At 50.9% G+C, this 21,854-nt stretch carries 23 protein-coding genes and 1 pseudogene; 15 read left to right on the top strand and 9 right to left on the bottom strand.

What is annotated here, in order from left to right; genetic code table 11:
* Nucleotides 1-39: 39 nt before the first annotated feature.
* The 3 genes and pseudogenes from H6F76_RS03290 to H6F76_RS03280 all read right to left on the bottom strand — a co-directional run.
* A pseudogene (locus H6F76_RS03290) lies at nucleotides 40-243 on the bottom strand (hypothetical protein); the annotation flags it as partial.
* Nucleotides 242-430 (bottom strand): glutathione S-transferase N-terminal domain-containing protein, encoded by a 189-nt coding sequence (locus tag H6F76_RS03285; protein ID WP_190505905.1) that lies wholly within the window; start codon nucleotides 428-430, stop codon nucleotides 242-244. The pseudogene H6F76_RS03290 and the gene H6F76_RS03285, both read right to left, overlap by 2 nt.
* Before the next feature lie 190 nt (nucleotides 431-620).
* A complete protein-coding gene (locus H6F76_RS03280) occupies nucleotides 621-1,325 on the bottom strand; it encodes a pirin family protein (protein ID WP_190505903.1) in 705 nt (234 codons plus the stop codon).
* A 128-nt stretch (nucleotides 1,326-1,453) separates the two neighbouring features.
* Between H6F76_RS03280 and H6F76_RS03275 the strand changes: the two genes are divergently transcribed.
* Nucleotides 1,454-2,350 carry a LysR family transcriptional regulator gene (locus tag H6F76_RS03275; protein WP_190505901.1) on the top strand — a complete coding sequence of 299 codons (897 nt, stop codon included), beginning with the start codon at nucleotides 1,454-1,456 and terminating at the stop codon, nucleotides 2,348-2,350.
* 187 nt (nucleotides 2,351-2,537) lie between these two features.
* Here H6F76_RS03275 and H6F76_RS03270 read toward each other — a convergent pair whose 3' ends face one another.
* Together H6F76_RS03270 and H6F76_RS03265 are read right to left on the bottom strand one after the other, a co-directional pair.
* On the bottom strand, nucleotides 2,538-2,789 hold the full coding sequence (locus H6F76_RS03270) for a hypothetical protein (protein ID WP_206754319.1): 252 nt from the start codon (nucleotides 2,787-2,789) through the stop codon (nucleotides 2,538-2,540).
* Nucleotides 2,790-3,228: 439 nt separating this feature from the next.
* The gene (locus H6F76_RS03265) at nucleotides 3,229-3,480 is read right to left on the bottom strand and encodes a hypothetical protein (RefSeq protein ID WP_190505897.1); all 252 of its coding nucleotides are present in this window, start codon (nucleotides 3,478-3,480) and stop codon (nucleotides 3,229-3,231) included.
* A 12-nt stretch (nucleotides 3,481-3,492) separates the two neighbouring features.
* On the opposite strand from H6F76_RS03265, the gene holA reads away from it, so the two are divergent.
* Together holA and H6F76_RS03255 are read left to right on the top strand one after the other, a co-directional pair.
* The gene (gene holA, locus H6F76_RS03260; protein ID WP_190449726.1) at nucleotides 3,493-4,443 is read left to right on the top strand and encodes a DNA polymerase III subunit delta; all 951 of its coding nucleotides are present in this window, start codon (nucleotides 3,493-3,495) and stop codon (nucleotides 4,441-4,443) included.
* Nucleotides 4,440-4,604, top strand: a complete 165-nt coding sequence (locus H6F76_RS03255) for a hypothetical protein (RefSeq protein ID WP_190505895.1) — start codon at nucleotides 4,440-4,442, stop codon at nucleotides 4,602-4,604. The genes holA and H6F76_RS03255 overlap by 4 nt, the downstream gene beginning before the upstream one ends.
* 200 nt (nucleotides 4,605-4,804) lie before the next feature.
* Here the strand turns inward: H6F76_RS03255 and H6F76_RS03250 are convergent, their stop codons facing one another.
* Nucleotides 4,805-5,596: an SAM-dependent chlorinase/fluorinase gene (locus H6F76_RS03250; protein ID WP_190505893.1), complete on the bottom strand. Its 792-nt coding sequence runs from the start codon at nucleotides 5,594-5,596 to the stop codon at nucleotides 4,805-4,807.
* 548 nt (nucleotides 5,597-6,144) lie between these two features.
* Here H6F76_RS03250 and H6F76_RS03245 point away from each other — a divergent pair.
* The 8 genes from H6F76_RS03245 to H6F76_RS03210 all read left to right on the top strand — a co-directional run bounded on the left by H6F76_RS03245 (nucleotide 6,145) and on the right by H6F76_RS03210 (nucleotide 10,959).
* Entirely contained in the window at nucleotides 6,145-6,417 is a 273-nt protein-coding gene (locus H6F76_RS03245; RefSeq protein WP_190505891.1) for a hypothetical protein, read from the top strand.
* Between the two features lie 531 nt (nucleotides 6,418-6,948).
* Nucleotides 6,949-7,296, top strand: a complete 348-nt coding sequence (locus H6F76_RS03240; protein WP_190505889.1) for a hypothetical protein — start codon at nucleotides 6,949-6,951, stop codon at nucleotides 7,294-7,296.
* Nucleotides 7,208-7,690, top strand: coding sequence for a hypothetical protein (locus tag H6F76_RS03235; RefSeq protein ID WP_190505887.1), 483 nt, complete (start codon nucleotides 7,208-7,210; stop codon nucleotides 7,688-7,690). The genes H6F76_RS03240 and H6F76_RS03235 overlap by 89 nt, the downstream gene beginning before the upstream one ends.
* Before the next feature lie 138 nt (nucleotides 7,691-7,828).
* Nucleotides 7,829-8,245, top strand: coding sequence for a hypothetical protein (locus H6F76_RS03230; RefSeq protein WP_190505885.1), 417 nt, complete (start codon nucleotides 7,829-7,831; stop codon nucleotides 8,243-8,245).
* Nucleotides 8,246-8,397: 152 nt separating this feature from the next.
* Nucleotides 8,398-8,802 carry a hypothetical protein gene (locus H6F76_RS03225; protein WP_190449740.1) on the top strand — a complete coding sequence of 135 codons (405 nt, stop codon included), beginning with the start codon at nucleotides 8,398-8,400 and terminating at the stop codon, nucleotides 8,800-8,802.
* A 162-nt stretch (nucleotides 8,803-8,964) separates the two neighbouring features.
* Nucleotides 8,965-9,198, top strand: a complete 234-nt coding sequence (locus H6F76_RS03220; protein ID WP_190505883.1) for a hypothetical protein — start codon at nucleotides 8,965-8,967, stop codon at nucleotides 9,196-9,198.
* Between the two features lie 325 nt (nucleotides 9,199-9,523).
* The gene (locus H6F76_RS03215; RefSeq protein WP_190505882.1) at nucleotides 9,524-9,901 is read left to right on the top strand and encodes a hypothetical protein; all 378 of its coding nucleotides are present in this window, start codon (nucleotides 9,524-9,526) and stop codon (nucleotides 9,899-9,901) included.
* 365 nt (nucleotides 9,902-10,266) lie between these two features.
* Nucleotides 10,267-10,959, top strand: coding sequence for a hypothetical protein (locus tag H6F76_RS03210; protein ID WP_190505881.1), 693 nt, complete (start codon nucleotides 10,267-10,269; stop codon nucleotides 10,957-10,959).
* 1 nt (nucleotide 10,960) lies between these two features.
* On the opposite strand, the gene H6F76_RS30850 is transcribed toward H6F76_RS03210, so the two are convergent.
* Nucleotides 10,961-11,089, bottom strand: coding sequence for a hypothetical protein (locus H6F76_RS30850; RefSeq protein WP_277881178.1), 129 nt, complete (start codon nucleotides 11,087-11,089; stop codon nucleotides 10,961-10,963).
* Nucleotides 11,090-11,139: 50 nt separating this feature from the next.
* Here H6F76_RS30850 and H6F76_RS03205 point away from each other — a divergent pair, with 50 nt between their 5' ends.
* The 4 genes from H6F76_RS03205 to H6F76_RS03190 all read left to right on the top strand — a co-directional run bounded on the left by H6F76_RS03205 (nucleotide 11,140) and on the right by H6F76_RS03190 (nucleotide 18,213).
* On the top strand, nucleotides 11,140-11,583 hold the full coding sequence (locus tag H6F76_RS03205) for a hypothetical protein (RefSeq protein WP_190449748.1): 444 nt from the start codon (nucleotides 11,140-11,142) through the stop codon (nucleotides 11,581-11,583).
* 119 nt (nucleotides 11,584-11,702) lie between these two features.
* Nucleotides 11,703-16,772: a hypothetical protein gene (locus tag H6F76_RS03200; RefSeq protein WP_190505880.1), complete on the top strand. Its 5,070-nt coding sequence runs from the start codon at nucleotides 11,703-11,705 to the stop codon at nucleotides 16,770-16,772.
* A 1,032-nt stretch (nucleotides 16,773-17,804) separates the two neighbouring features.
* Nucleotides 17,805-18,014: a hypothetical protein gene (locus H6F76_RS03195; RefSeq protein ID WP_190505879.1), complete on the top strand. Its 210-nt coding sequence runs from the start codon at nucleotides 17,805-17,807 to the stop codon at nucleotides 18,012-18,014.
* Nucleotides 17,992-18,213, top strand: a complete 222-nt coding sequence (locus H6F76_RS03190) for a hypothetical protein (protein WP_206754318.1) — start codon at nucleotides 17,992-17,994, stop codon at nucleotides 18,211-18,213. The genes H6F76_RS03195 and H6F76_RS03190 overlap by 23 nt, the downstream gene beginning before the upstream one ends.
* A 582-nt stretch (nucleotides 18,214-18,795) precedes the next feature.
* Here the strand turns inward: H6F76_RS03190 and H6F76_RS03185 are convergent.
* On the bottom strand, nucleotides 18,796-20,079 hold the full coding sequence (locus tag H6F76_RS03185; protein WP_190505875.1) for a lamin tail domain-containing protein: 1,284 nt from the start codon (nucleotides 20,077-20,079) through the stop codon (nucleotides 18,796-18,798).
* A 155-nt stretch (nucleotides 20,080-20,234) separates the two neighbouring features.
* Complete coding sequence (locus tag H6F76_RS03180; RefSeq protein WP_190505873.1) at nucleotides 20,235-21,842, bottom strand: phospholipase D-like domain-containing protein; 1,608 nt, start codon at nucleotides 21,840-21,842, stop codon at nucleotides 20,235-20,237.
* Between the last annotated feature and the right edge of the window lie 12 nt (nucleotides 21,843-21,854).

Here is a 21,854-nt window from a genome sequence, read left to right as displayed (position 1 = left end):
AGGAAGACGGAACTATTTTCCTTCCCCCTCTCCTAAAGCTTAGGCATGAGCTATTGCACGCGTTTTCTCATTGCTTGGTGGCGCACCATGTACCATCGTGTAGGCATACTCAACGCCCACACCGTAAGCACCAGAGTGTTCCTTGACCAGACCAATGACAGCATCATAGGTTTCCTTGCATGCCCAATCGCGCTGGTACTCTAGCAGCACTTGTTGCCAGGTGACAGGCACAGCATCCGCCCTACCGTGTCTCTGGGGCGGGACTAGCACCCAGCTGTGCCTCTGGAAACGCTTCAGCTTGGTAAAGTAAGATGGCTTCCGCTTCGGTTAACACCCGTCCACTCGCTTCAATCAAGGTAGGGACTTTTCCCGCCGGATTGACGGCTAGAAACTCCGGTTCACGAGTTTTGCCACGCTCGACCCAGGTCAAAGCGTTTACCAATCCATTCCATCACAATATGAGGGGCAAGAAAACAGTCTCCGGGCATGTAAAACAGTTTCATTAAGGTTTCCTGGGGACAATGGTGAGTTTAATGGACTGAGCGGGAAAAGGGCAGGGGAAAGGCAAGAACAGTGTGATGTTAAATTCTCCTTTCTTCTTTCTCCTACCGCCCAACTACTTAGGCCGCCATGTCAAACAACAGGACTTCACTATCATTCGATGCACCTTCCAGAGTGATCTGTGCTTCTTGGGTAATTGCTGCCCCATCACCAGCCGTCAGTATTTGATCATTCAACTGCACGGCCCCTCGCGCCACCTGCAACCAGGCAACTCGTCCCTTGACGAAGGGATGAATGACGGTATCGCCTTCCTGCAATGCGGCAGCGTAAAGGTCAACATTTTGGTGAATTGTAATGGAGTCATCTCGTCCATCATGCGACCCAACGAGGCGCAATTTGCCGCGCTTTTCTGCCTCGGTGAATGTTTTCTGCTCGTAACCGGGTTTAATCCCTTTCTGTTCTGGCAGAATCCAGATTTGCAGAAAGTGAACTGGCTCGGTTTTCGAGGCATTGTATTCGCTGTGCTGGATGCCTGTGCCGGCAGACATCCGCTGCACATCTCCCGGACGAATCACTGAGCCAGTGCCGATGCTGTCTTTATGCTCTAATGCGCCTTCTAACACATAGGAAATGATTTCCATATCCCGGTGCCCGTGCGTACTGAAACCTTGTCCAGGCGCTACTTTGTCTTCATTAATCACACGCAAATCAGCAAAGCCCATGTGCTTGGGGTCGTAATACTCACCAAAAGAGAAGGTGTGACGACTATCGAGCCAACCAAAATTAGCAGCGCCACGGTCTTGAGCGGGTCGAATTGTAATCATTTTTGGTGCCTCCGAATGGTTAAGAGTTGTTTGTTTAACCACACTGTTATTATGAGATGAATCCAAATAAAAGACAATACGTTATTTTAGAGGCAGACTGTCTCTGAAATAGCTACAATAACTGCACGATGGATAAGTTTGAAAGTATGCGGGCGTTTACTCAAGTGGTTAACTCTGGAGGCTTTGCGGCGGCAGCAAGAGCGATGGGAATGTCTCGATCGCAAGTTAACAAGCTCGTCATTGCCCTGGAAAATGAACTGGGTATACAACTGCTGCATCGCAGTACGCGAGTGGTAACTCCCACTGAGACAGGGTTGGCGTTTCATGAGCGCTGTGTCGAGATCTTGGCAAGTTTGGAAGAGGCGGAGCGATCGCTGATCCAACTGCAAGCGGAACCAAGAGGCCGGCTGAAAGTGAATGCGCCGATGACCTTTGGCACGATGCACTTAGCTCCTGCTCTTGCCGATTTCATGGTGCAGTATCCCGATTTACAGGTGCAGCTAACGCTGAACGATCGCTTTATTGACCCGATCGAAGAAGGTTTTGATGTCACGGTACGAATTGCCAAACCTCAAGAGAGTGCAAGCTTGATTGTGCATCCGTTGGCTGCGGCACCCCGAGTGTTGTGTGCGGCTCCAAACTATCTGAAGGCTCACGGCACTCCGACTTACCCAGAGGAATTGCGTCACCATTCCTGTTTACACTATGGTCAATTAGTAGTGGAACATCAGTGGACACTGATCGGAGCCGAGGGAGAACAGACGATTGCGGTGAAGGGGGTGTTGTGCTCTAACAATGGCGAAGTGCTCAGGGATGCGGCAGTGCAAGGGTTAGGGATTGCGCTACTGCCGATATTTATTGTCAAGCAGGAATTGCAGCATGGGGTGCTGCGAATGGTGTTGCCCAACTATCATCCACCTGAACTTTCGATTTCGGTGATTTATCCGGTCAATCGTCATCTATCAACCAAGGTAAGCTTACTAGTTGATTTTCTCCAGGAGCGATTTGGGGCAATGTCAACTTAACCGAGTGTGTCCAAAATTAAGCACAATCATCCTTAGCTTTCAGCGTTGCCCAATTTGACGCAGCAACTTTTAAGCAAGTGCTTTCTCGCCAATCCTCCAAGTGCTGGCGCCGCTGTTCTCGGTAGCGTTTTGCACTGAGTTCATGTTGCTTTGGGTGAAAGTGCCCTCGCATCGGGTCAAAGGCAGCTCAAAAGCGTGGCGCTTGCCTTGGCGCTTTGCATCGCCGCATGTGCCTTGCTCTGACTCGTGTCGGTTGCTGTAAGTTTTCGGCACGGTTGTGCCATCCCTGCTGCTGTCGCTGCTCCACACGCTTCATCACCTGTTGCTTTGCCGCTTCGTAGCACTTCCGTTTAGCGATGATGCTGCCCTGTGGCACGAAACCTTGTTGCTTCAGGAGTTGGCGGAAAACTGGGACTGCTTTCAGCAAACTGAAGGTCACTATCCTGGTTCACTGGCAATCTCACGGTCTGGGAAAATTATGCATGCGGGCTTGAATGCCTGTCGCAATATTGCGCTCAAGTTCTGTGAGCGCTATTACTCAAAGCCGCTCCTAGTAACAGGACGGTGTGTTAAGCGTTCTATACAAATAGCAAGCGGCTAACTTGCTTGAACGCTAATACAAGGGCAGTGTAACCCCCTATGCCTTTCCTACTTCACTACGTCCTGTCAGTGTGAGCAACGCTCTAAGTGCTGACAGAAGCGACTACAGAGGAGAGGCAGTGAGAGCAGATTCCGGTTTACTCCGTTTTCTCGCTACACAGAGGCACTGGAGCGACTACAAGTACTAGCTGCAGAACATGGGCTGAGTGTGGAGCGATCGGACTACGCCTACCGTGTTTGGGTGCAGAAACGCGCTGAGACAGGCATTTGCACAGAAACTATGCTGGTCGTTTGCCCAGCCGTTGTAAACGAGTACCACAGACCAGGCTTTGAAGCGAGGTGGTCGGAAGTGACGCTGGCACTGAAGCAGCAACGATTACCACAGAGCAAAGCCACAGTTCCCGCACCACAAAGCGAACCGCTAGTGCATATTGTGCGACCTGAAAGCAGAGGCAAGGATGGATAGCACGCTCTTCGCCCTTGCCCTTACCTTTCGCCCCTTTCGCTGTTAGCAGCAGGACGCTTTCCAAGAGACCAACCTTATGATCTGTTGCTTCTATGGCAGTGACGAGTATAGTCTGCAGCTTGCAGTACGGGTGCTGATGGCAGACCAGACCTGCCAAAAAATACCGCATACTACAGATGACGATCTGAAAACAGTTATGGCAGCGCTCAGGCAGTACACGCTGACACATGGGCAGTGGCTCTGGTTACAGGACACCACAGTTCTGCAGCTAGGCAAAGTCGCGAAGCCACTGCAAGACGAGTTTAAAGCCGCATTGCAGAGCATGAGACCAGAAAAACGACTGCTGCTAACTTGTTTGCAGAAACCGAATGGCACGTTGGGTCTTACTAAGTGGCTACAGCAAAACGGCACAGTGCAGGAGTTTCCACTCACACCGTCTTGGGACAGCACCCGACTGACCCAGGAGACCGACCAAGACACGCGGGACTATGGAGTCAGACTACAACCCAATGCCCTCGCTTACCTAGTCGAAGCCGTGGGGAACCAGCGACGAGAGCGCTTTCAAGCCCTCGAACGTCTCCTGCTCTACCAGGGCGAACGACCAGCATCACTCACTACCACCGAAGTAGAGGCGATTGTCCAAACTACTGCGTCTACAGCGCTACGGTTAGCCAGTCAGATCAGAGAACGGCAGACCCAGGCAGCGCTAGGAACGCTGCACCAACTGCTTGATCGCAACGAAGCGCCACTACGCATACTGCAAAGCCTGGTCACGCAGTTTCGTACCTGGCTTTGGGTCAAGTCCATGCTGCAAGAACGACGACACTCTGACCTAGTAATCGCTCAAGCTTCGGGTCTTGGCAACCCCAAGCGGCTGTATTACCTAAAGCAGGAATTGCAAGGGTGGCAAGCACCGCAGTTAGCAGCGGTCATGGAATGCCTGCTGCAAGCAGAGTGGTCAATCAAGCAAGGTGTTGACGCGCTCAGTACCTTGAAAACACTGCTGTTTCAGCTCGGGGCAGTATGAACACAGTTTTTCTAGAAAGCCCCTTCGGCGCAGTCTGCATCACCTTTCATAGTGAGACAAGCTGTGTTGCCAACCTGTGGGAAGCGCCAAACCTCATTATGAACCAAGTTGCCGTCGAGGGCTTGTTGCAGTTCCGCCGTATAAGCCATACCTGGCAATGAAACGATTCGTTTACCCGAAATGTTTCTTTATCCTGGGAAGTTAACCCTCGTAAGTTTGCTCTGCAAGGACTCCTCACTCACTATCCCAACCATCCCATAACGCTTGAACTTCTAAACGACAAAGCCGTCAATGACCAAGATGAACAACTGCGAGAATGGGCGCAGCAACAGCTTGAGACCCTGGAAACAGCGGATCTAAATCAGGCAATTTGAGCGATCGATTGATTCACCCGTGGCTTGCCAAACCGCTCCCAGGCATTACCACCCCGCAAAAAGAGTTCCATCCAGCGTAGGGGTTCTCCCCCATCAGGGGATGACCAGCCAGAGCTACCGGGGGCAAATGCCAGTGTTCCTTCAGACACTTTGAAGCTGCCATCGGAATAAACGGCATCGCTAACCACATCGCCAATGCGGATCACAATCTTGCTTTCAGGCTCCAGGCTGAGGGTACCTGCCGCAATGGTAGTCTTGATATTCCCATAGCCATCAATCCAGGCAACCCGACCCTGCGGCACATCCGGGATTTGCTTCAAACTTAGGTTGTCGCCTAGGAGACTAAAGTTATCCTGCATGATGGCAGCAGCAGCGGGAGGGAACACATCCCGTGAACGAAACTGGGATCCACCCTTGGAGACGTTGACCACTTGCAAGACTTTGGCATGGTGCTTAATAAAGGAAAGGGTATAGCCTGCATTCACCCCTACAACCTTGACTCCATTGGGCAGTAGGGCATAGGTCAGCCCTTCCCCTTCATTGTTGCGGCGGGCTTCCGGGTCATCCTGGCGCGGGGCGCAATTGTGATAGATCAGGCGATCACTCGGACCAAAGTTCAGTCCCAATTGAGCAATCCAGAAACCTGTTGCAAGCGTGCTGAAGGGAGGCACTGAAAGGGTATGAAGTTGAGCATCAGGCAGCGCTGCCAGCAATCGTTGAGTCACTTCAGCGAAAGCAGGGTCGCCCGTCCCGTAATCTGCAATGATGCTGATAAACATACTGCCTCCACATGAGCAAATGAGCTAGCAATCGAACAGGGAGCGGTTCGGTGTCAAAGGTTACTGAACAAACTGGTTCATCAGCAGTTTAGGTGCGATCTAAGTCATTCACAATGTTCTAGGATACTTAATCGATCCCGCCATGAGCCTGATGCGTTTCAGCATCCTGTCGCTCGCTCTCTATCATGCCCCCTCAACCTGTTCAATCGGATGGCATGGCGACGATGCCCAAGCACTGTGCGCTCGCCACCAGATAGTGGCTAGGAGCAGCGGCGCGGTGCCCAGATAGCAAAAGTGACTTGGTGCCACCCTACCAGAAGCGCCTAACACACTCCGCGAGCTGACTGGCACGAAGCCACACCGCTCAATAAAGTAATTCGACGAGCAGCTTGCTAAACGGAGCTTTGAATCGGGAGTGAAGCGAACGCCCCCACTCTCAGTAGACTCACAAACCGAGCGATCGTCAGGTTCTACCCATTGACCGACTCACACCTTATAGCGATACGTTAAGTTATATTTACAAAAGTTTATTTTATGGGTCGGTGACGATGATGCCTAACCTGTTTGAGGCAACCAACACTTACTGGCGCGAATTAGACAAGCTGGAAGCCGCTTATCAGCGGCATGAGCTTTCCCTTCAGGAAGTTGATGCCAAAGTTACCGAGTTAATGATCGCATTGGGTCAAGAGCGTCGAGCCGCTTTCGCTTCGTTTCGTGATGGTTTGCGTCACCTATGGCAGAAGCAACAAGAACCGCTCTTGGGCATGAGCCTCTTAGGGGTTCTGACTTATGCTTGGGTGACATTTAACCATTTGTCTTAAGACTACCCTGTTCCGGCTTCGCTTTAAGTTGAGCAAGCAAGTGAAGAACCTAGCCCTAGTGCGAGAGTTTGGATTCTGACCGCTCTCATTAGTTAAAGTAATGTGCAAGCCTTAGCATAATTGGGTAGGTACTCTAAGTCAGTCTCACCCGGTCTTAGAGCTGGGCTTTTTGCTAGGGAAGATTTCACTACCACGGCTATCGCCCGTGACGCTGGATACTACCAGAGACACTTTGAAGGCTTGCCGTTGGTTGTGCTGGCAATCGCACTCATTTCTGTACTGTACTGGGCATTAAGAAGCAGTCAGAAGTCAGGGTAGGTATAGGCTCTCATCAGTGTATGAACTATGCAGCTACTCAACTATTTGCTGTACTACAAAACACTCTGTAACTGACCTACAGGACACAGGACATGAAAAAGCGATCGCGTATGAGGGCGATCGCTTACTGTCCTCGATTACACGACAGAGCCAGACCTTTGCTTCACGGAAGGCGATTACAGCATTGTCGATCACCACACGCAGTACGGTGGTGTGCCCCAGTATGCCAACGGTCATGTCTGCGCGATTAAGTTCAAAGGGGAGGTACTACAGGCGTTCAAGCAACAACTCTTTGGCGATCGCTTAGTCGTGTCGCTCATACAGTACAACGCAGACGAACTGAAGCGACTGGATAAAGCACGAGAATATGGCGGCAACCACCCCAATATGGTCACGCGCTTCCCACCGGTGGAAAGGAGACTGGGACGGGCTGACACTGAACGCATAGCGTCTACAGTAGCAGGCGAACCGTATGAACGCTCTGCTTGCCTCATTAGTCCCGTTTGGGGTGTCGGCAGACAGCCGGGCAGAAACGCTCCAGCGTCACTGGGACGATACTGAAGCCAGTGCTGAAGCGTTGCTCATGGAGTACATGGCGCTCGCAATGAGCCCCCGACAGTCCCTTTTTAAGCGACACATGCTGCGATCGCTGCTAGAGCTAGACAAGAACACAATCGCCCTGACGTTATACGAACAAACCCTGAACGCCCAAGCATGGGCTATTTACCGAGTCCGCAGACTGAAGCTCGGTAAAAACCAGTACTGGTGGAGTCTTGCTGTTGTGAGTACAGGTAGTCGTGTTGAATGCGAACAAACCATACACGCTATGAACGGACAAACAGCTTCTACCGCAACGCATGCCCGTCATGTCCTGGAAAGCCGTTGGAACGGAGACTTACCGTGGCGAGAACATTTCCTTGTTGCTGCCCCGCACCTGGTAGCTGCCAAAGAGTGACCGTCGTTCGCAGAGCGCTGGTTCCAGAGTTACCAATTGAGGCTGAACTTCAAACGTTGACAGGGGCAGGAAACAAACCCCTTCCTTCCTGCCCTCTCACAAGCTCCTGCAAGCAGTATGACCTTCAGAGCAACCCCAATGGCAACCCGGACTTATACGTTCACGGACGACGAAAGCGCCCAGTTCGATCGATTAGTAACGCTTGGTTTCGAGAGACAAGACCATTTCGAGGGCATAGACAACTCACAAGTGGTGTTTTTGCACAAGCAAGAAGGCGTTGAGCTTACCTTCCACCCAGAATCGTATGTAGACGACGCAGGCAGAGAATACTGCTGGGCAGTTGAAGTACACGGTAAAACAGCCGGTGGCTTTGATTGCATAACGAGTGACGCTTGGCTAACCATGACGGAGTTCAGCTTCGTGATTGAGCCGGATCAATGGGGTGACATGCTGTCAGCCCTGAAGAGTTTGAAAACCCTAAAAGACTGGCAAAACATTATGCACCCACGACTGCAAGCAGCCGTTCACACTAACCCTAGACTTTCCGCTCAGTAGAACGTCTCTCTTGGTTCTGACGAACCAGGAGACAAACTTCACTTCAAACTATAATGTGCCAGATCTCCAAGACAGCCAAAAGCAGCTCCAGAATACAATTCAGCGATCGCAAAGACTACGACCTGCCAGACGACTTTCCCACAATCGAGACCATGACTAGTACATGCTTCCTTACAGTAGAGTCAGACCCTGACGCGGAGGAAGCATGGAAGCGGTTTAGCTGCAACGACACAGTGAGGCTCACCAGTCCCGACTTTCGCAAGTCCTTGCAGCAAATGTTCGCTCATAAGCCTGCTGGGCAATACCTGGTCAAGGTTACAGCAACGCTCGAACTGTCACAGTTGGACTTTGAACCGCAAGTAGTACCGCCTGCTTCTAACCTGGAAGAGCCCGACAACTGGTATAACGCTGATCACGCCACAACGGTTTGTCGGCACCCATGCGGGCAAGTAGAGGCAGAGGAAACCTCTGACCTGCCTTGGACTGAAGACCCACAAACAGCAGTGGCAGTGGGACAAACTGAGGGGGACGACTTTGACCCTGAGCGACACTTCTAAGCTTCCTAACGACCATGGAGTACCCTCGTAGAGTACTTCATGGTTTTCAGTCAGACATCGCCTCGAAAGTTTTTTGCGAAGCTTTGCAATTTTTTGGCGAAGGATCAGCGAGTCATTTCCCTGCTGACGCAGCATTAGTAAGCATTTAAGCAGAGCAGACGCATGTCCCATCAACCGATCGAAACAACACCAGTGGAACTTGAAACACCGCCAGCAGAGCTTAAAAAAGTCTCTGAGGCAGTCCAAGCATTAATTCAGCGAGGTAATGTTACCTGGGAAGAGTACGAACGTTTCAGCCTGAACGGGTTTGAGCGGGACGCGCTTTACCCACACTTGACGACAGAAGCGCTCTGCAAAGCCACAGAGCAGGTCAGGTCTTTTTGCCTGCCACAGTGACACTTCCCCACACTAACCTACGACGAAACGCTCATACATCGGCTGGTGCCGTTGCTCATAGCTCAGCTACTGCAACGCGTTCGCTCCATTGCTGCGCCTTAATCCCCATCTGCTACGCGAGGATGGGGAAGTGCAGGCTAATCCTGTTTAACACTGAGAGTGAGTATGGAAATCGTCATCGAAATCGGGTTGTTTATAGCTTTCTTCTGCTTTTACAATCGTCTAGTAGACAACTGGCAGAGCGAACGTAAACAACTTGCACACCACACTCCAAACAGCTGACGCTGCGTTGGAGTAAACTTTCCACAATCAGCATTGAAGAACCATGGAAGACACTCTTTTCAGCTTTATTTTGTTCGTAGGCTTCTACTGTCTGTACAGCAAAATGTTTGCTCCCAACCTTAACGACACAACCGATGTCACCCAAGTTAGCACCGTCCTTACAGCAGCGGTCGTCAAAGCAGTTGAACCTCTGACCGTAGACCGCGCCACCGCTACACGTGCGACAAACCACAACTCAGTCAAGTCAGAGCAGCAGACCGCAGAACTAGCACCAGACCGTGACCGTGACTCACTGACGATCGCTTTCAATCAACCGACTGGAGTCAGCAGCAAGCAAACAGCGACTTCAGCAACAACTAGAAACACTCGCAGCAAGCAGGCTGGTCAATCGAGGGCGATTGCTCAGAGCAAAACTAGCTAAAGGACATACATTCTAAAGTCGCTCAACCGTAGCGTTAAACACCTGCTGGTAGATGAGGAACAGGACTTGAGCGCGTTGGTCAGATAAGGTAAGCAGTAAAGCGCTTAAGCGAACTGGTGTCGGGACGTTTAGACAAGCTTTAAGATTTCAAGGGCATCGGTATGAGACCGAAGCCAAAGCATAAGGGTGCTGTCGCTTCACAATCGGCACCCTGGCTTGGTTGTGGTTAAGTAAGATGAGCCGTCGCTAACAAGTACCGAACCATCCCGACCTATTGACTACACTAGGTCACACGCATAAAGCCCTTTATACTCACTCTGTCGAGTCATAAGACCGAATTTCCTACTAATTTCACAGGAGACCTTATGACAAGTAGTTCCAGTCGACGCACCAGCAGACCAAAGCCACCTGAAAGTGACGAAACCAGCCTCGTCCCGGAGATCGAGGCATACTCAGACCTTTCTGACGTAACAGCAAACGTGTCCGCGATGCCCAGCAGACAAGTACACGTCGATCCGCCTGCGATCCCTGAACTCGATGCACCAGAAACGATTTCGGGGACGGGCAATCGACGGCAACCGTATGTCAACGCACTCATGCCGGTCATGCGCCGCATCAAGCGCCAACCCCCGAGTGAAGTACCCGAGGCAGAAATGAATGCGCTCTATGGGTTCCTTGGGGACGAAACTGGGGAAGTGCGAGTGAACTCAGCATTCCTGTCTGAAGCGTTCACGTTCTTCGCTGGAGAACTCTTCGAACGCTATTCTCGGACATCGCTGACTTTGGCGATTTACCTGGGCAAAAACGGTGGCATGGGCGTTTCCGCTGCCAAGCGCGAGATCAGCCGTGCCACTGGTGTAGTCATTGGAGAGTCCGACATCAACGGGTTCCCACGTCACCTCGGCTTGCGGTATACCCCTCAGCAATTGACTGACGCTGTCGCCTACCTCAACGAAGGCTATGGAGAGAACGGATCGATTGTCCCTGGGGCGATCACAGCTGCGAACGAAGCGCTGCGTCAGAAGAACGAAGCAGCCGGACGTACCAACCGCTACTAACTCAAATTTTGACTGACCGCATTCCTGAAGCAGCCGCTTTGGGAATGGGTTTTTCAGCCGTTTTGCGCGGATTACGGACACGCGCGACAGTTTGGCTTGGAGACTTAGAGACATTTACGGAGAACGGCATAAATCGTTCTTGAGAGACTGGTATAGCAGTCTTCTCGTAAATATTGACACATGAAACCCGCAGAAACTGGCACAGAAGAGCTTCACCAGGGCGATTGGGTTTGGGTGGGCGAACCCATAGAAAGAGACATTGAACCCAGACAAATTGTCGAGCCGCCGCTAGACCAACTGCATGAAGACGAGTGGGCATGGCTCTTAGTCTATAAATACCACGAGTGGCTAGAACTCAACGCCAACTTCAAACCGCCACTGATGCGCCAGGAACCCCGCACCCCTTTTGAAGTGAGGGACGCTGCCATGTGGAAAAGCAACTTTGCCTTCGTCAAAACCATGTATGACCAAGGTCTACCGCTTAGTGCTTGGAAAAGTGCGATACCACACCCAGCAGCCAAGTATGTCTACCTGGACAAACGGTGTTCGGAAGCCCAAAGGGTTTTCCTACAAGAGGTTGCGTCTGGTCAAATTTACCCTTTTCCTTTTGACGACGAAGAGTAGCCGTTGCCTGAAGACTTTACTCCCGCACCCGCACCCCACCCTCGCTCCCTCTACAGCTGCACCACAGCAGGTTAAGCCCTGCTCTCGCTCCTTCACTCAACTTCTTACAAGGCCTCTCCATGCTGTCATTTCTTGAGCTAGATCCAAAGACTGACGAGACCCTCAATCTACCGCCTAAAGTGGTTAAGCATACCTACTTAGAGGTCAAACTAGGACTGGCAGAGCGATTGGAAGACCCAAACCTGAAACTCTACACTGCCAAGCTGTACGATGGGGTGACAGAAGCCGACCTTATTCGACTTAGAGAAGAACAAGGGCTACACTTGCTGTTCAGCAATGCCCGCACAGCCTACTTTGGCGACGCAGAGACGTGCCAGCTGGTAGACGAAGAAATCCTACAGAACTTTTCTGACGCCGTCGCTTACGGGTCTCTGCCCGTGTCTGACGCAAACGCCAGTACACTCAGAGCCAACCGACGGGTACTCATCATTGACGACGAAGCTGACCCCAAAGACACCACAGCGGTTTGGGGTGACGTACCGTTGCTCAAACAGGACGGGACACAAGTTGATCCGCTAACCTTACTTCGTGCTGCGTCTGCACTGGGAGACTCCTTTGGGCTTATTGCACCGGCTTTGCAGCGGGAACTAACGGCACAGGAGACGCTACAGACGCTACAAGGTCGATTGGCAGTAGCACAAACACTCAGTTTTAGCGGCACAAGCCTGGATGCAGAGGGCATTGAGGCGCAACTTAAACCGCTCTTGCATGAGCAACTGTGGGACGTTGCAGCATTCCAGCAGCAACTACTACCAAATACTGAGTACGGAGACCAGCTCACACTGCAAACAAAAGTACGACCTGACGGCAGCGCGATCGTCCAGTGGCGCTACACCACGCAGGAGAACCCTGACGCACTCCTGAAAGGTAAAGCGTTAGTAGGTACTTCAGCCACTGACGGCACCTACCAGGTAACACTTTTAGGTGGCACAACAGCTCAGCAAGCTGTTGCCAATCAGGAGTTCAACAGCCTGGTACAGTCCCAAAACACGCCCTTCCAGTTCCGGGCAGGTGTCCCAGAGTGGCAGGGAGTGATCAAGGGGACGTGTCGCGCCAGTAACCTGTGCCAAGAGTTAGAAGTAGACGCGATCATACCCAAGTCAGCCATTAAAGGGGACGGCAAAACTACACCAGTGGGACTCCATACCGTTGACCACCTCTTCTGGAGCTGGAAGGCGGAAGCTCAGGTGCGGCAACAGAGGCTCGGTGCCCAGGTGCTGGTCAACTTACCAGAGGGTACGCGGCTTGACATTGAGCCTAAAGTTGAAGCAGCCTGCGTTGTTCTAGAAGCCGCAGTCAGTGATCCACGGTTAATTGCCGACCTGTATTGTGCCAAATACGAACGACGAAAGGAGCTCTTAGAAGCTCAAGCCTTTGAAGAGACTGAAGCGCCCGAACGGGAGGACTGGGTCTACCGCGTCCTGAAAGCCGACGCACGACCCACAACAGTGGTTGAAAGTCTTCAGTCAGTAGAGTTGCAAACGGTTCTACCGGAAGCCACTTGGGCACAGCTCCAAGCAATCGCTGCTCAAGGGCTGACAGTCACCGAGTTTGTCGAACAAGCTAACGGCGTACTAGAAGCAGAGCCAGCAGCAGAGTCAATCAAGCGCTTTACCGTAGACGAAATTGTGAGTCCAGTAGAGAGTGACACGACTTACCCCACTACCTTCGGTACGGTGCAGAGAGGCGGTTATGGGCAGCTGCTAGAGCATGAAAAAGTCGCTGACGCACTCAACCGTTTTCTCCAAAACGAGTGGCGAGAACTAGCGTTGGGCGGCATTAACGTACCGTCTGCCCTGGCACAGCCCCACGCCCTGCTACAGGAAGACGAAGTTTGCTTTAGCGGTATGCCGCATGGTGCCAAAGTAGCGATCTACCGCTCTCCAGTGTCTAATGTCAGCGCGTTTACTGTGTTGACTAACAACCTCGACGTCATTCGCGAACAAGACCGGGAAGCGTTTCGCCAAAACGGGGTCACGTACCTGAACCCTGCTACAGCCAAAGCCCAACTTATTGACTTTGACGGGGACACCGTTGCTCTTATACCAGAACTGGAGCTACAGAAGGTCAAAGCGCAGCCGTTCGAGCGCCTTAAACCCAATGAGGTGTATGTCCCTGGGCTGGCTCATGGTCAGGCTGTTACCCTTTACTACAGTGGGAACCGGGTGTCTGAGTTCGTCAACAACACCACACTTGCTGAACTGCCAGAGCCAAATACCGAACGAGACAGACTTAACCAGGTCTACGTCCACCCGGACGCTGGTATTGACCCAGAGCAACCCCTACAGTTAGGTTACTACGACGGTCTCCACGGTTTTAAGGCACTCCACACTGAAATTACACAACTCAACCTGCCAGAGCATCGACCTGTCCAGACGGAGAAAGAAAAGAAAATTCCACGTAATGCCTATGACCCCAGCCTAGCGAAGTTGTCACCAGAAGACCAGGCAATGGCAGCACGGTTTACGACCAAAGAGAGTGCAGCGTTGGACGCCGCTGACAACCCTACTGGACTCATAGCCAACGTCGGTATGCGACTGGAAGCGCTACGGACAGAGCTAAAAGCACTATCTAACGACCAAAAAGCGGCGTACTTGAGTGAAGCCAAAACAGGGATCAGCAAGTTGTACAAACGCGTAAGTGATCCTCAAAGCCAAAACCCGCTTGTTGCCCCACAGCCCACTAAAGATGGGTACGATTTTGTGGCAGAACTGCAAGACCTTGCTCAGGGTGCCACCGCTCCTACTGCTGCTAACCCAGTAGAGCGGCTGGAACAAGTCAACGCTCAGCTAGCAAAGGTCGAACGCTTCTTGTTTCAAGTAGAAGGGCTGAATGCAATTAACCTGCAACGTGGTGTTGACACACCCAAGTCAGCCCGCACAGTGAACCAGGACTGGCTAGAGTTCTCCCGTGCTGCTGTTTACAAAGACGTGGCGTGGGTAAACCATCGCAAAGACAAAAACGTTTACTTGACGCAAAGACAGAAGTTTGGTGAAAACACGATCGCCACACCAAAGCCCTTAGCCAACAACACTCAGGACGCCATCGGGCGTCTGGTTGCCCTGACTAACAAAGCCTTTAGTGCTGACCCGTTAGACTACCAGGAAGCGAAAGCCTATGATGCGTTTCTCGTCACATCGCCTCGATCTTCAAAAGACCTAGAAGCTATACAGACACAAATTCAGGCATATAAAAGCGCCAATGCCAGAGCGACGGCACTGGAGCAAAAAGCGCAGACTGAAGAAGGACCAACACTTCAACTTCAGACCAAAGACGGTGCCATTCATATCACTAACCTGACGCGCTTTGACCCCGAAGGCACGTCGCCGCTTTGGGACGCAGTACGAACAGGCGAACCGCTAGAAATCAACGTTGTCGATAACGACAGGACGAAAATTACTCAGGGCAAAGCCTGGCAAACTCAGGACACTAAGCAAGGCAACCGCGGTAGCCATGACTATGCGGTCATGGTGTCTGTGAATGGAAAAAGCCTGGGTGCTGTTGGCACACTCTGCAACATCAGTGCTGAAAAACTAGCAGAAGCAGTACTAAAACGTGCTAACCCTAGTGTGCTTTACCAGCTCCAGAAAGACCATGCGAAAGCACCAGAAGGGCTGCCAAAGGCTGTTTTTGCTCGGTTGAAGCACGAAACAGGCAGCTTGACTGAGCGACAACCGGAAACAGTACAGGGTCAATTCACTCATGCCGGGGACAAAACTGAAGCCAAGGCACTGAGACAGGCAGCAAACGCTGCTCGTCAGGAGTGGGCAGCGACCGTACCACCAGAAGACCGGGAGTATTGGGCACGGCTAGCATGGTCGAACCAGGGGCAAGGCTTTGCTCTAGCTGCCTTCCCAGACGTTGTGAGCCGACAAGCTGAAACGTTCCAGTTCACGCAAGCAACCGTGATTGGGTTGCAATACGAAGACTGGGAAGGCGTTGACTGGACACAGGAACCGACGCTACGCATTGCCATTGGCACCGAGCCTGTTAACCCGGACGTGTCAGGGAAAGCACAAGACCCCCATTACGGCAAAATGATCCTGCAAGCCCAAACAGACGACGGGTGGAAGCTGGTCGGCACCCTGAGCTCCTCTATGGGCAAAGGCAATCAGAAAGACTTTCAGTACCCCGTAGGACTGTTAGCAAAAGGTACCCTGGAGACGCAAACAGATACCCTGATTGCTACAACAGAGAGCGGTCTTAGCCTCACGGTCAAGCCCGTGGACGGATCACCCTTGAAACCCACTGAAGAAGCAGAGCGGCACGACATCAGGTTAATCAGTGAAGGGTACGGCAGTAAGGCTATAGGCTACATTGCCAGTTGGGACGGTGAAAAGCTAGGAAAGCTCGATAAAGAATCGTACACCCTTGTAACCGAACAAGAAAAACAGTATGGCAAAATTTTCAATCAAAATCGCCGCAGCTCAGTTAGCGTCGTCCCTGGGGTGACAAAAACAGCCACTCTGGTACTCAAACCTGAGACCGTGCAAGTGCCTGAAGTCTGGTCAAAGCATAACGTCGACAGTTGGCTCCGCACTCTGAGGCAAATAGGCGCCGAAGTCGGGCAAGTCACCAGCGAACCCGGTGTCAATAAAAACGTATTGACAAAGGTTACCGCAGTCGTAGAAACCACGCGAAGCCAGCCGCACGTTGATCAGGTTTCCTTCAGTTCCACAAAGGCTGCCGCTACCACAGAGACTCAGACAGCAAAGCCTGCCAAAGTGCTACCGACTCCTAGTAGACTTCGAGGATCAGAGCCAACCACAACGGCCGTCGCCGCCTCAGCAGCACCGACCGTTCAACAGGCTCTCAAACCACTAGAGGCACAGTACAAGGAAGCTCAGGCACGCATTGGTGAAGTGTTTGACGCGGCTGGTTGTACACCCACACCGGAGCAAGTTGACCAGGCGATCGCTACGTCCATTTATCGGGAAACACCTGATTTAGCCGAAGCGACAAAGCGCTTACAGGTACTCACCAAGTCGCCTGTCACCCAACGACTGTTCCAGGAACAAGGGTTTGAGGCTGCCACTGCTTATGTCACGGAGGTGACGGTCAACGCCTACCAGCGAGTGCAAGCGACCAAAACTAAAGCCGTAGAACGCAACGGTAACGGACGATACTGAAGAAGACTTGGAGGACGGAAGCCAACTCTTCCTCCCTCTGCAAACCCCTAACGCCACCCCAAGGGCGAGGAACACTCCAGTTCTTCACCCTAATTTTTTGTGCCAAAACATGCGCGAGCAAACAAAAGTAAGCAAAGCCGCCATAGCAAGCGAAAACAGCCTCTCTGGGGCGATTTTGGCTCCTGTCAGTGTAAAGTCAGCAAAGCTGCTAAAAGCGTCGCCTACAGAGTATATAGCCTTGCCTTAGCTAATGTGGTACTAGAAAGCGGCTAGCATACCGCCATTCACAACAAAAAACCTGCAAAACTCTGCAAATTGGGTCAAACGGTTTACTACGAACCGTTGTAGTGAACTATAGAGCCAACAAGCTGTACTTTTGGACGGGGAAACGCCGCATATTATCGAGGTGCAGTTCGGGTTAGACGGTGAGCAGTTAGTGTACGAAGACTCAGCCGTCTATGATGCCTCGGCTGAGTAGCGTTTAAAGGGACAGAAGAACATAAACACCAACCACTGGCACTAACAGGCTACGGCAGCACACAGTACGCACGAGTGAATGTGCTGTTATAACGTCTAGATGTTAAGCAGTGTCCTAACCGCCTTGCTCATGCTGCTGCGCTGGAAGCTTGCAGGAAGCGCTCGCGCTCGGGTCAGACTGTCGAACTTCTGCCAGCACCGATCCAGATTGGGGCAGCCTGCGTCAGGGCGAAAGCAGGGTGACGCTGGGCTGAATCGTAGTCGCTTGCCAGTTTTAAGCAGATAAAGCAGTTGGATACGTTCTTTGACAGAAGTAATCTTTTGGCTTCTAAGCCGTTGCTTCAGGTCGGCTTCCGTTTCGATGCTAACTATTTTGTAACGCCTGCCATGGCTGCTTGCTTGAATTCCATAGCTGCCTTATATCATCTATAGCCTCACCTAGAGAGATGATATAAGCTTTCTAAGATTGGAAGCGTTAGTGCCAGGAAGCTTCTAGACAGCCTTACTGGGTTAAAGCTTTCATTGTTTAGTGGAGTCTATGGTTAGGGCCAAAGTATGTCGTTCTACTCGCTTTACTGCCTTGAGGGGCGCATGGAACTTTATGCCGTAGAGCTAGAGGCGCTGGCTGTTAATCAAGGAGGGCGTTTAATCTCAACCCAGAAAGGCTATCAGTGTGCTTATGAGTTTGCCGTGACCTTAGCCCAAGCCAAGCAGCTGCCCCTGGTTGATCATGCTCAAGCACATGGCACCAGCACGACACGCTAGGTCAGTCTGGGTAGCATTGGTCTACAACCACCAGCGTCAGTTTCAACGTTGTGCCTGCTGGACGTTCTTCGCCTGTAGGCACAACTGGCAGCAGCCGGATGCTGTCCAAGTGGCGCTTTCGCAGCAGGAGCTTGAGTCAAGTGAGCCGTTGCGCGGTGGCTGGCTATGCTTGCACCAAGCGGTCAAAGGGGGTGAATGAAGCCTAGAACTGCTTCTGGGCTTCACGTTGGTTTTGCTCCCAAAGCGACGGGAACGTTAACATGCGCTTGCAGAGGCTGTTGTAGACGGCGGGTCTGCACTCCCAGGTTATGAAGAGTGGTGTCAGCATAAACACGAGCTTCACAAGTAGGCTTGAGCATACGACATTGAAACTTGACAGTTGAAACTCAATCCAAACTGATACTCTGCGTGGGAATGTCTGGACAGCGGTTCTATGGCACCTGTTGTGTAAGCATAGCGCTCTAGTAGGATGCCATCTGCTTCCCATGCATGGACTGAAATTTGTGCTGCTTTGGTTGCCAGAAAAGCGATTTAAAGTGGCGTCCCCCAGAGAATCGATCGGTTAACGTTCCGACTGACAACTTAGCAAGCTAACGGTAAGCGTCACCGGCGGTAGATTGCGTTGAAGTAAAGCAGAACTGTAAGTCCGTCTGGTGCCCGCAAGGGTTAGCGCGCTCGCGCGCTAGGCATTGTCTACCCTCTATCGCCTCGACAGCTTCCGTATGAAACCTTAGTTGGACATTGCGCCCTATCAACATGAGGCTAGCTTCCTTAACTTCCTCTAGAAAATAAGGGTACGCCCTTGCTCTTGAGCTTGTCCTTTGGTGTAACTCACTCTATGCACTACTTGTCCATCACGGTTTAGCAAACGAATCTCACCGCCTTTATTTGATAATTGAATTGAGTTTTTAGGCAAGGTGATAGAGGTTGTAGCAGCAGGAGCCATGACGTTGGATTGGTCTGATAAGACATATCGGTTGTTCATCGCATCTAACAGAAACCAGCCCTCAAGTGAAACGTTAGCTGACCCAGTGTTAATCAAAGTCACCGTCTCTTTCCCTTCATCGTCTCCTAAAGGATTGACCAGCGCTGCAATAATCCTTACCGGGCTATCTACAGTAATTGCAACGGGTGACTGTTCCACATCTGGGCGTGTTGTCCCTCCTGAGGAAGCATTTGTATTGTCTCCTGCTGGTCCCAAATATACAGGGTAAAAAGTCCGAATGTTTTGATTGTTGGCACTTCGGAACATTTTTAGGTCGTATCTAGCACCATTGATGACAGCTTCTTTTGGTGCCCGTGCGCCTATATGAGCCCGGACTGCTCCGATCGCCATGAGTCCTTCAACGCTGCAGCCAACAAAAAAACCGCCTATTGGTTTAGTTAGAGGACGAGTGGCTCCACGCTCATAATCTGGGGCCTCCCATTGAAAGGAAATAGTGACCGATTCAGGGAAGTTCTCCTGACCATTGCCATATTTACCCCGCAGGTAAATAATCCCGTCATCTTTGAAGCCTGGTAAACGGTGACGGTCTATAGTGGAGGCAAGACCATCATCCAGATAGTATTTATACCAAAAGTGATAGCCTTGTACCTTTGCGCCCTCTTGCTCACCGACAAAGACATGTTCAAACCCTGACAATTCAGGATCGCCACCTTGGGAGAAACGCCGGAACCAAAGTTCTAGCAACGTCGAATACCAACGTTCGCTTGTAACGACGGTGTTTGTGGATTCTTCCACATATCGTCGAGCGACTTGCATCGGTGCCGAGTCAACAATTGCAGACAAAAGGTTGTGCACCTCCTCACGCTCTTGAGGTGTCTCAACTTCAGGGTCCGCTTCGTCAAGGGCATAGTTGTCAAATAATGCCCGCACAAGGTCATAAGTCCGCATTTTTGACGCGGGAATTTGGACCTCTGGCAGTACCTTAAAGTCTCGTTCACCCGTCGCTACCGCTGCCACCTTGACGTAGCCTTGTCCTGAATCACCATCTTGACTATCAAGGATGGGTTTAACACCACTACCAGTTTGGTCGGCATCCCAGATTTGCTGATAAATGTCCATGTTTGACTTCCTTTGTAAGAATTTCAAAATTACGAAACGTTGCACTAGACGCTGATTGACTTGTTGCTTTCACTACACACTCAACATTTGTGCATCTGCCATTTCTATAAACACCTCTACTCGTTTACGCTTAAGGCTTCCTGTAGAATACTTATCTAGCCACTGATCGGTCTCTTCAAGAAAAAGGCTAGGAGCGTTTTGGGGCGATCGCTTTGATTAAGTCGAGATTGGACAGAGCGGAAATAGTAATGAGAAAATAGCCGATTGAATTCAGTCAAATAAATATCCGCAACCCGCTGATTGCCTCGGATCACTACCATATTTTCGTCGTTGTCATTGGTAGAAGCTGCCGAAAAATTTGCTGAACCCGTAACCACAATTGGATCATCACTCAGTGGATCTTTTAACAGGAATTTTGAATGGATGAAGCTGACATGCTGATTGAGACCCAGTATCTTGGCGCTAGTTTCTTTAGCCCATTGGTGGATTGGCTCTTTTAAGTATGAGCCAAAAGCCATGTATGTATTATTTTGAGCAGATAAGCGAATAAATGCGTCTGGGTTATCTTTATCGGGTTTGTCTTCTCGTTCAAGTAAGAAAAACGTCAGGGCATTACGGTGCGTATTATCAAGCAATCGCTCCTTAAATAACTTATTGATACCAAACGCTAAAGTAATGCAAGCCAAGCCCTCAGCTTCATCCAGTAAGTTCGCATACATTTCTAAAATCTTCAAACCGGATCGTGGACTGAAAATTGGTGTGACTCCTGTTGGGAAATCTCGCCACTCAGAAGGAGAAGCATCAATTGCTGCTACAGCTTGCCGTAACTGGTTATTCTTGCGGCGAGTTTCGGCTGGAGTATCGCCTCTTTGAGCACCTGGATCATTAGCCAGTAGCTCCCAGTAGGCTTTGAATTTGGCAGCAACATCAGCCTTACGAATCCAGTGTCCAACATTTGTTTGACCGTGAATGCCACCGATAGACAGATTGGTGGAACCCGTCCAAACAGCACTAGGGTCTTGACTTGACCCTTTCAATAGAACCATGAATTTATTGTGCTGAATTTCGTTCTTGCGAGCTTCCCGTAACAGCACTTGGGTGCCAAGCTTCAGACCAGCCTGTTTAATTTGCTGAAGATTCTCCTCTCTAGGAAACGCCTTCTTAGTAGAGGTTTGATTTTCCTTAGCATCAACAATGAGTTTTAAGGTAACCTTTCGCTCTACAGCGGCACGCCTCAAAGCCTCAATAACAGGTTCATATCGAAACTCGTAAAAACAGCCTAGTAAGGTATCGCCTGTTTCTGCCTGGTCAATAAAACGTAGCATGGCATCATCAAGATCGCGACTGAGCCAATTTAGGGCCTCTTTTGCTTTCTGTGCCTCACCTGCTTTTTTGAGTTGTTCTGGACTTTGATTACCAAAGCGCCGTTGATATGCCTGGCTGCTGGCTACACCTCGATTGAAGAAGATATCGTGTTCGAGCTTAGAGAATGTAGATTCTGTCTCAATGGTGATTGGAATAGGCTCAGCAGAACGATCCAGCTTTTTGGGCTTTCCCTTAATTGGATGGAAGTAATAGGTATAGGTTCGTTCAGGCTTTGCTGTGAAGTCATCATAAACAAAGCTTTGTACTGGATGATCTCTGGTTGAAATAGAAAGATCGGGAGTCGGTACAGCAACAACAGATCTGAAAACTTTAAACCCATAGAGGAAATATTGTTCATCTTCTTGGGGGTCATGACGTTCAACTGCAAAGCCTAGCAACCCCTGTGTCTT

The organism is Leptolyngbya sp. FACHB-321 (assembly GCF_014695975.1).
Lineage (GTDB): Bacteria > Cyanobacteriota > Cyanobacteriia > Leptolyngbyales > Leptolyngbyaceae > Stenomitos.
Note: the sequence above shows the minus strand (reverse complement) of the source record. Positions and strands in the feature narration are given on the sequence as shown.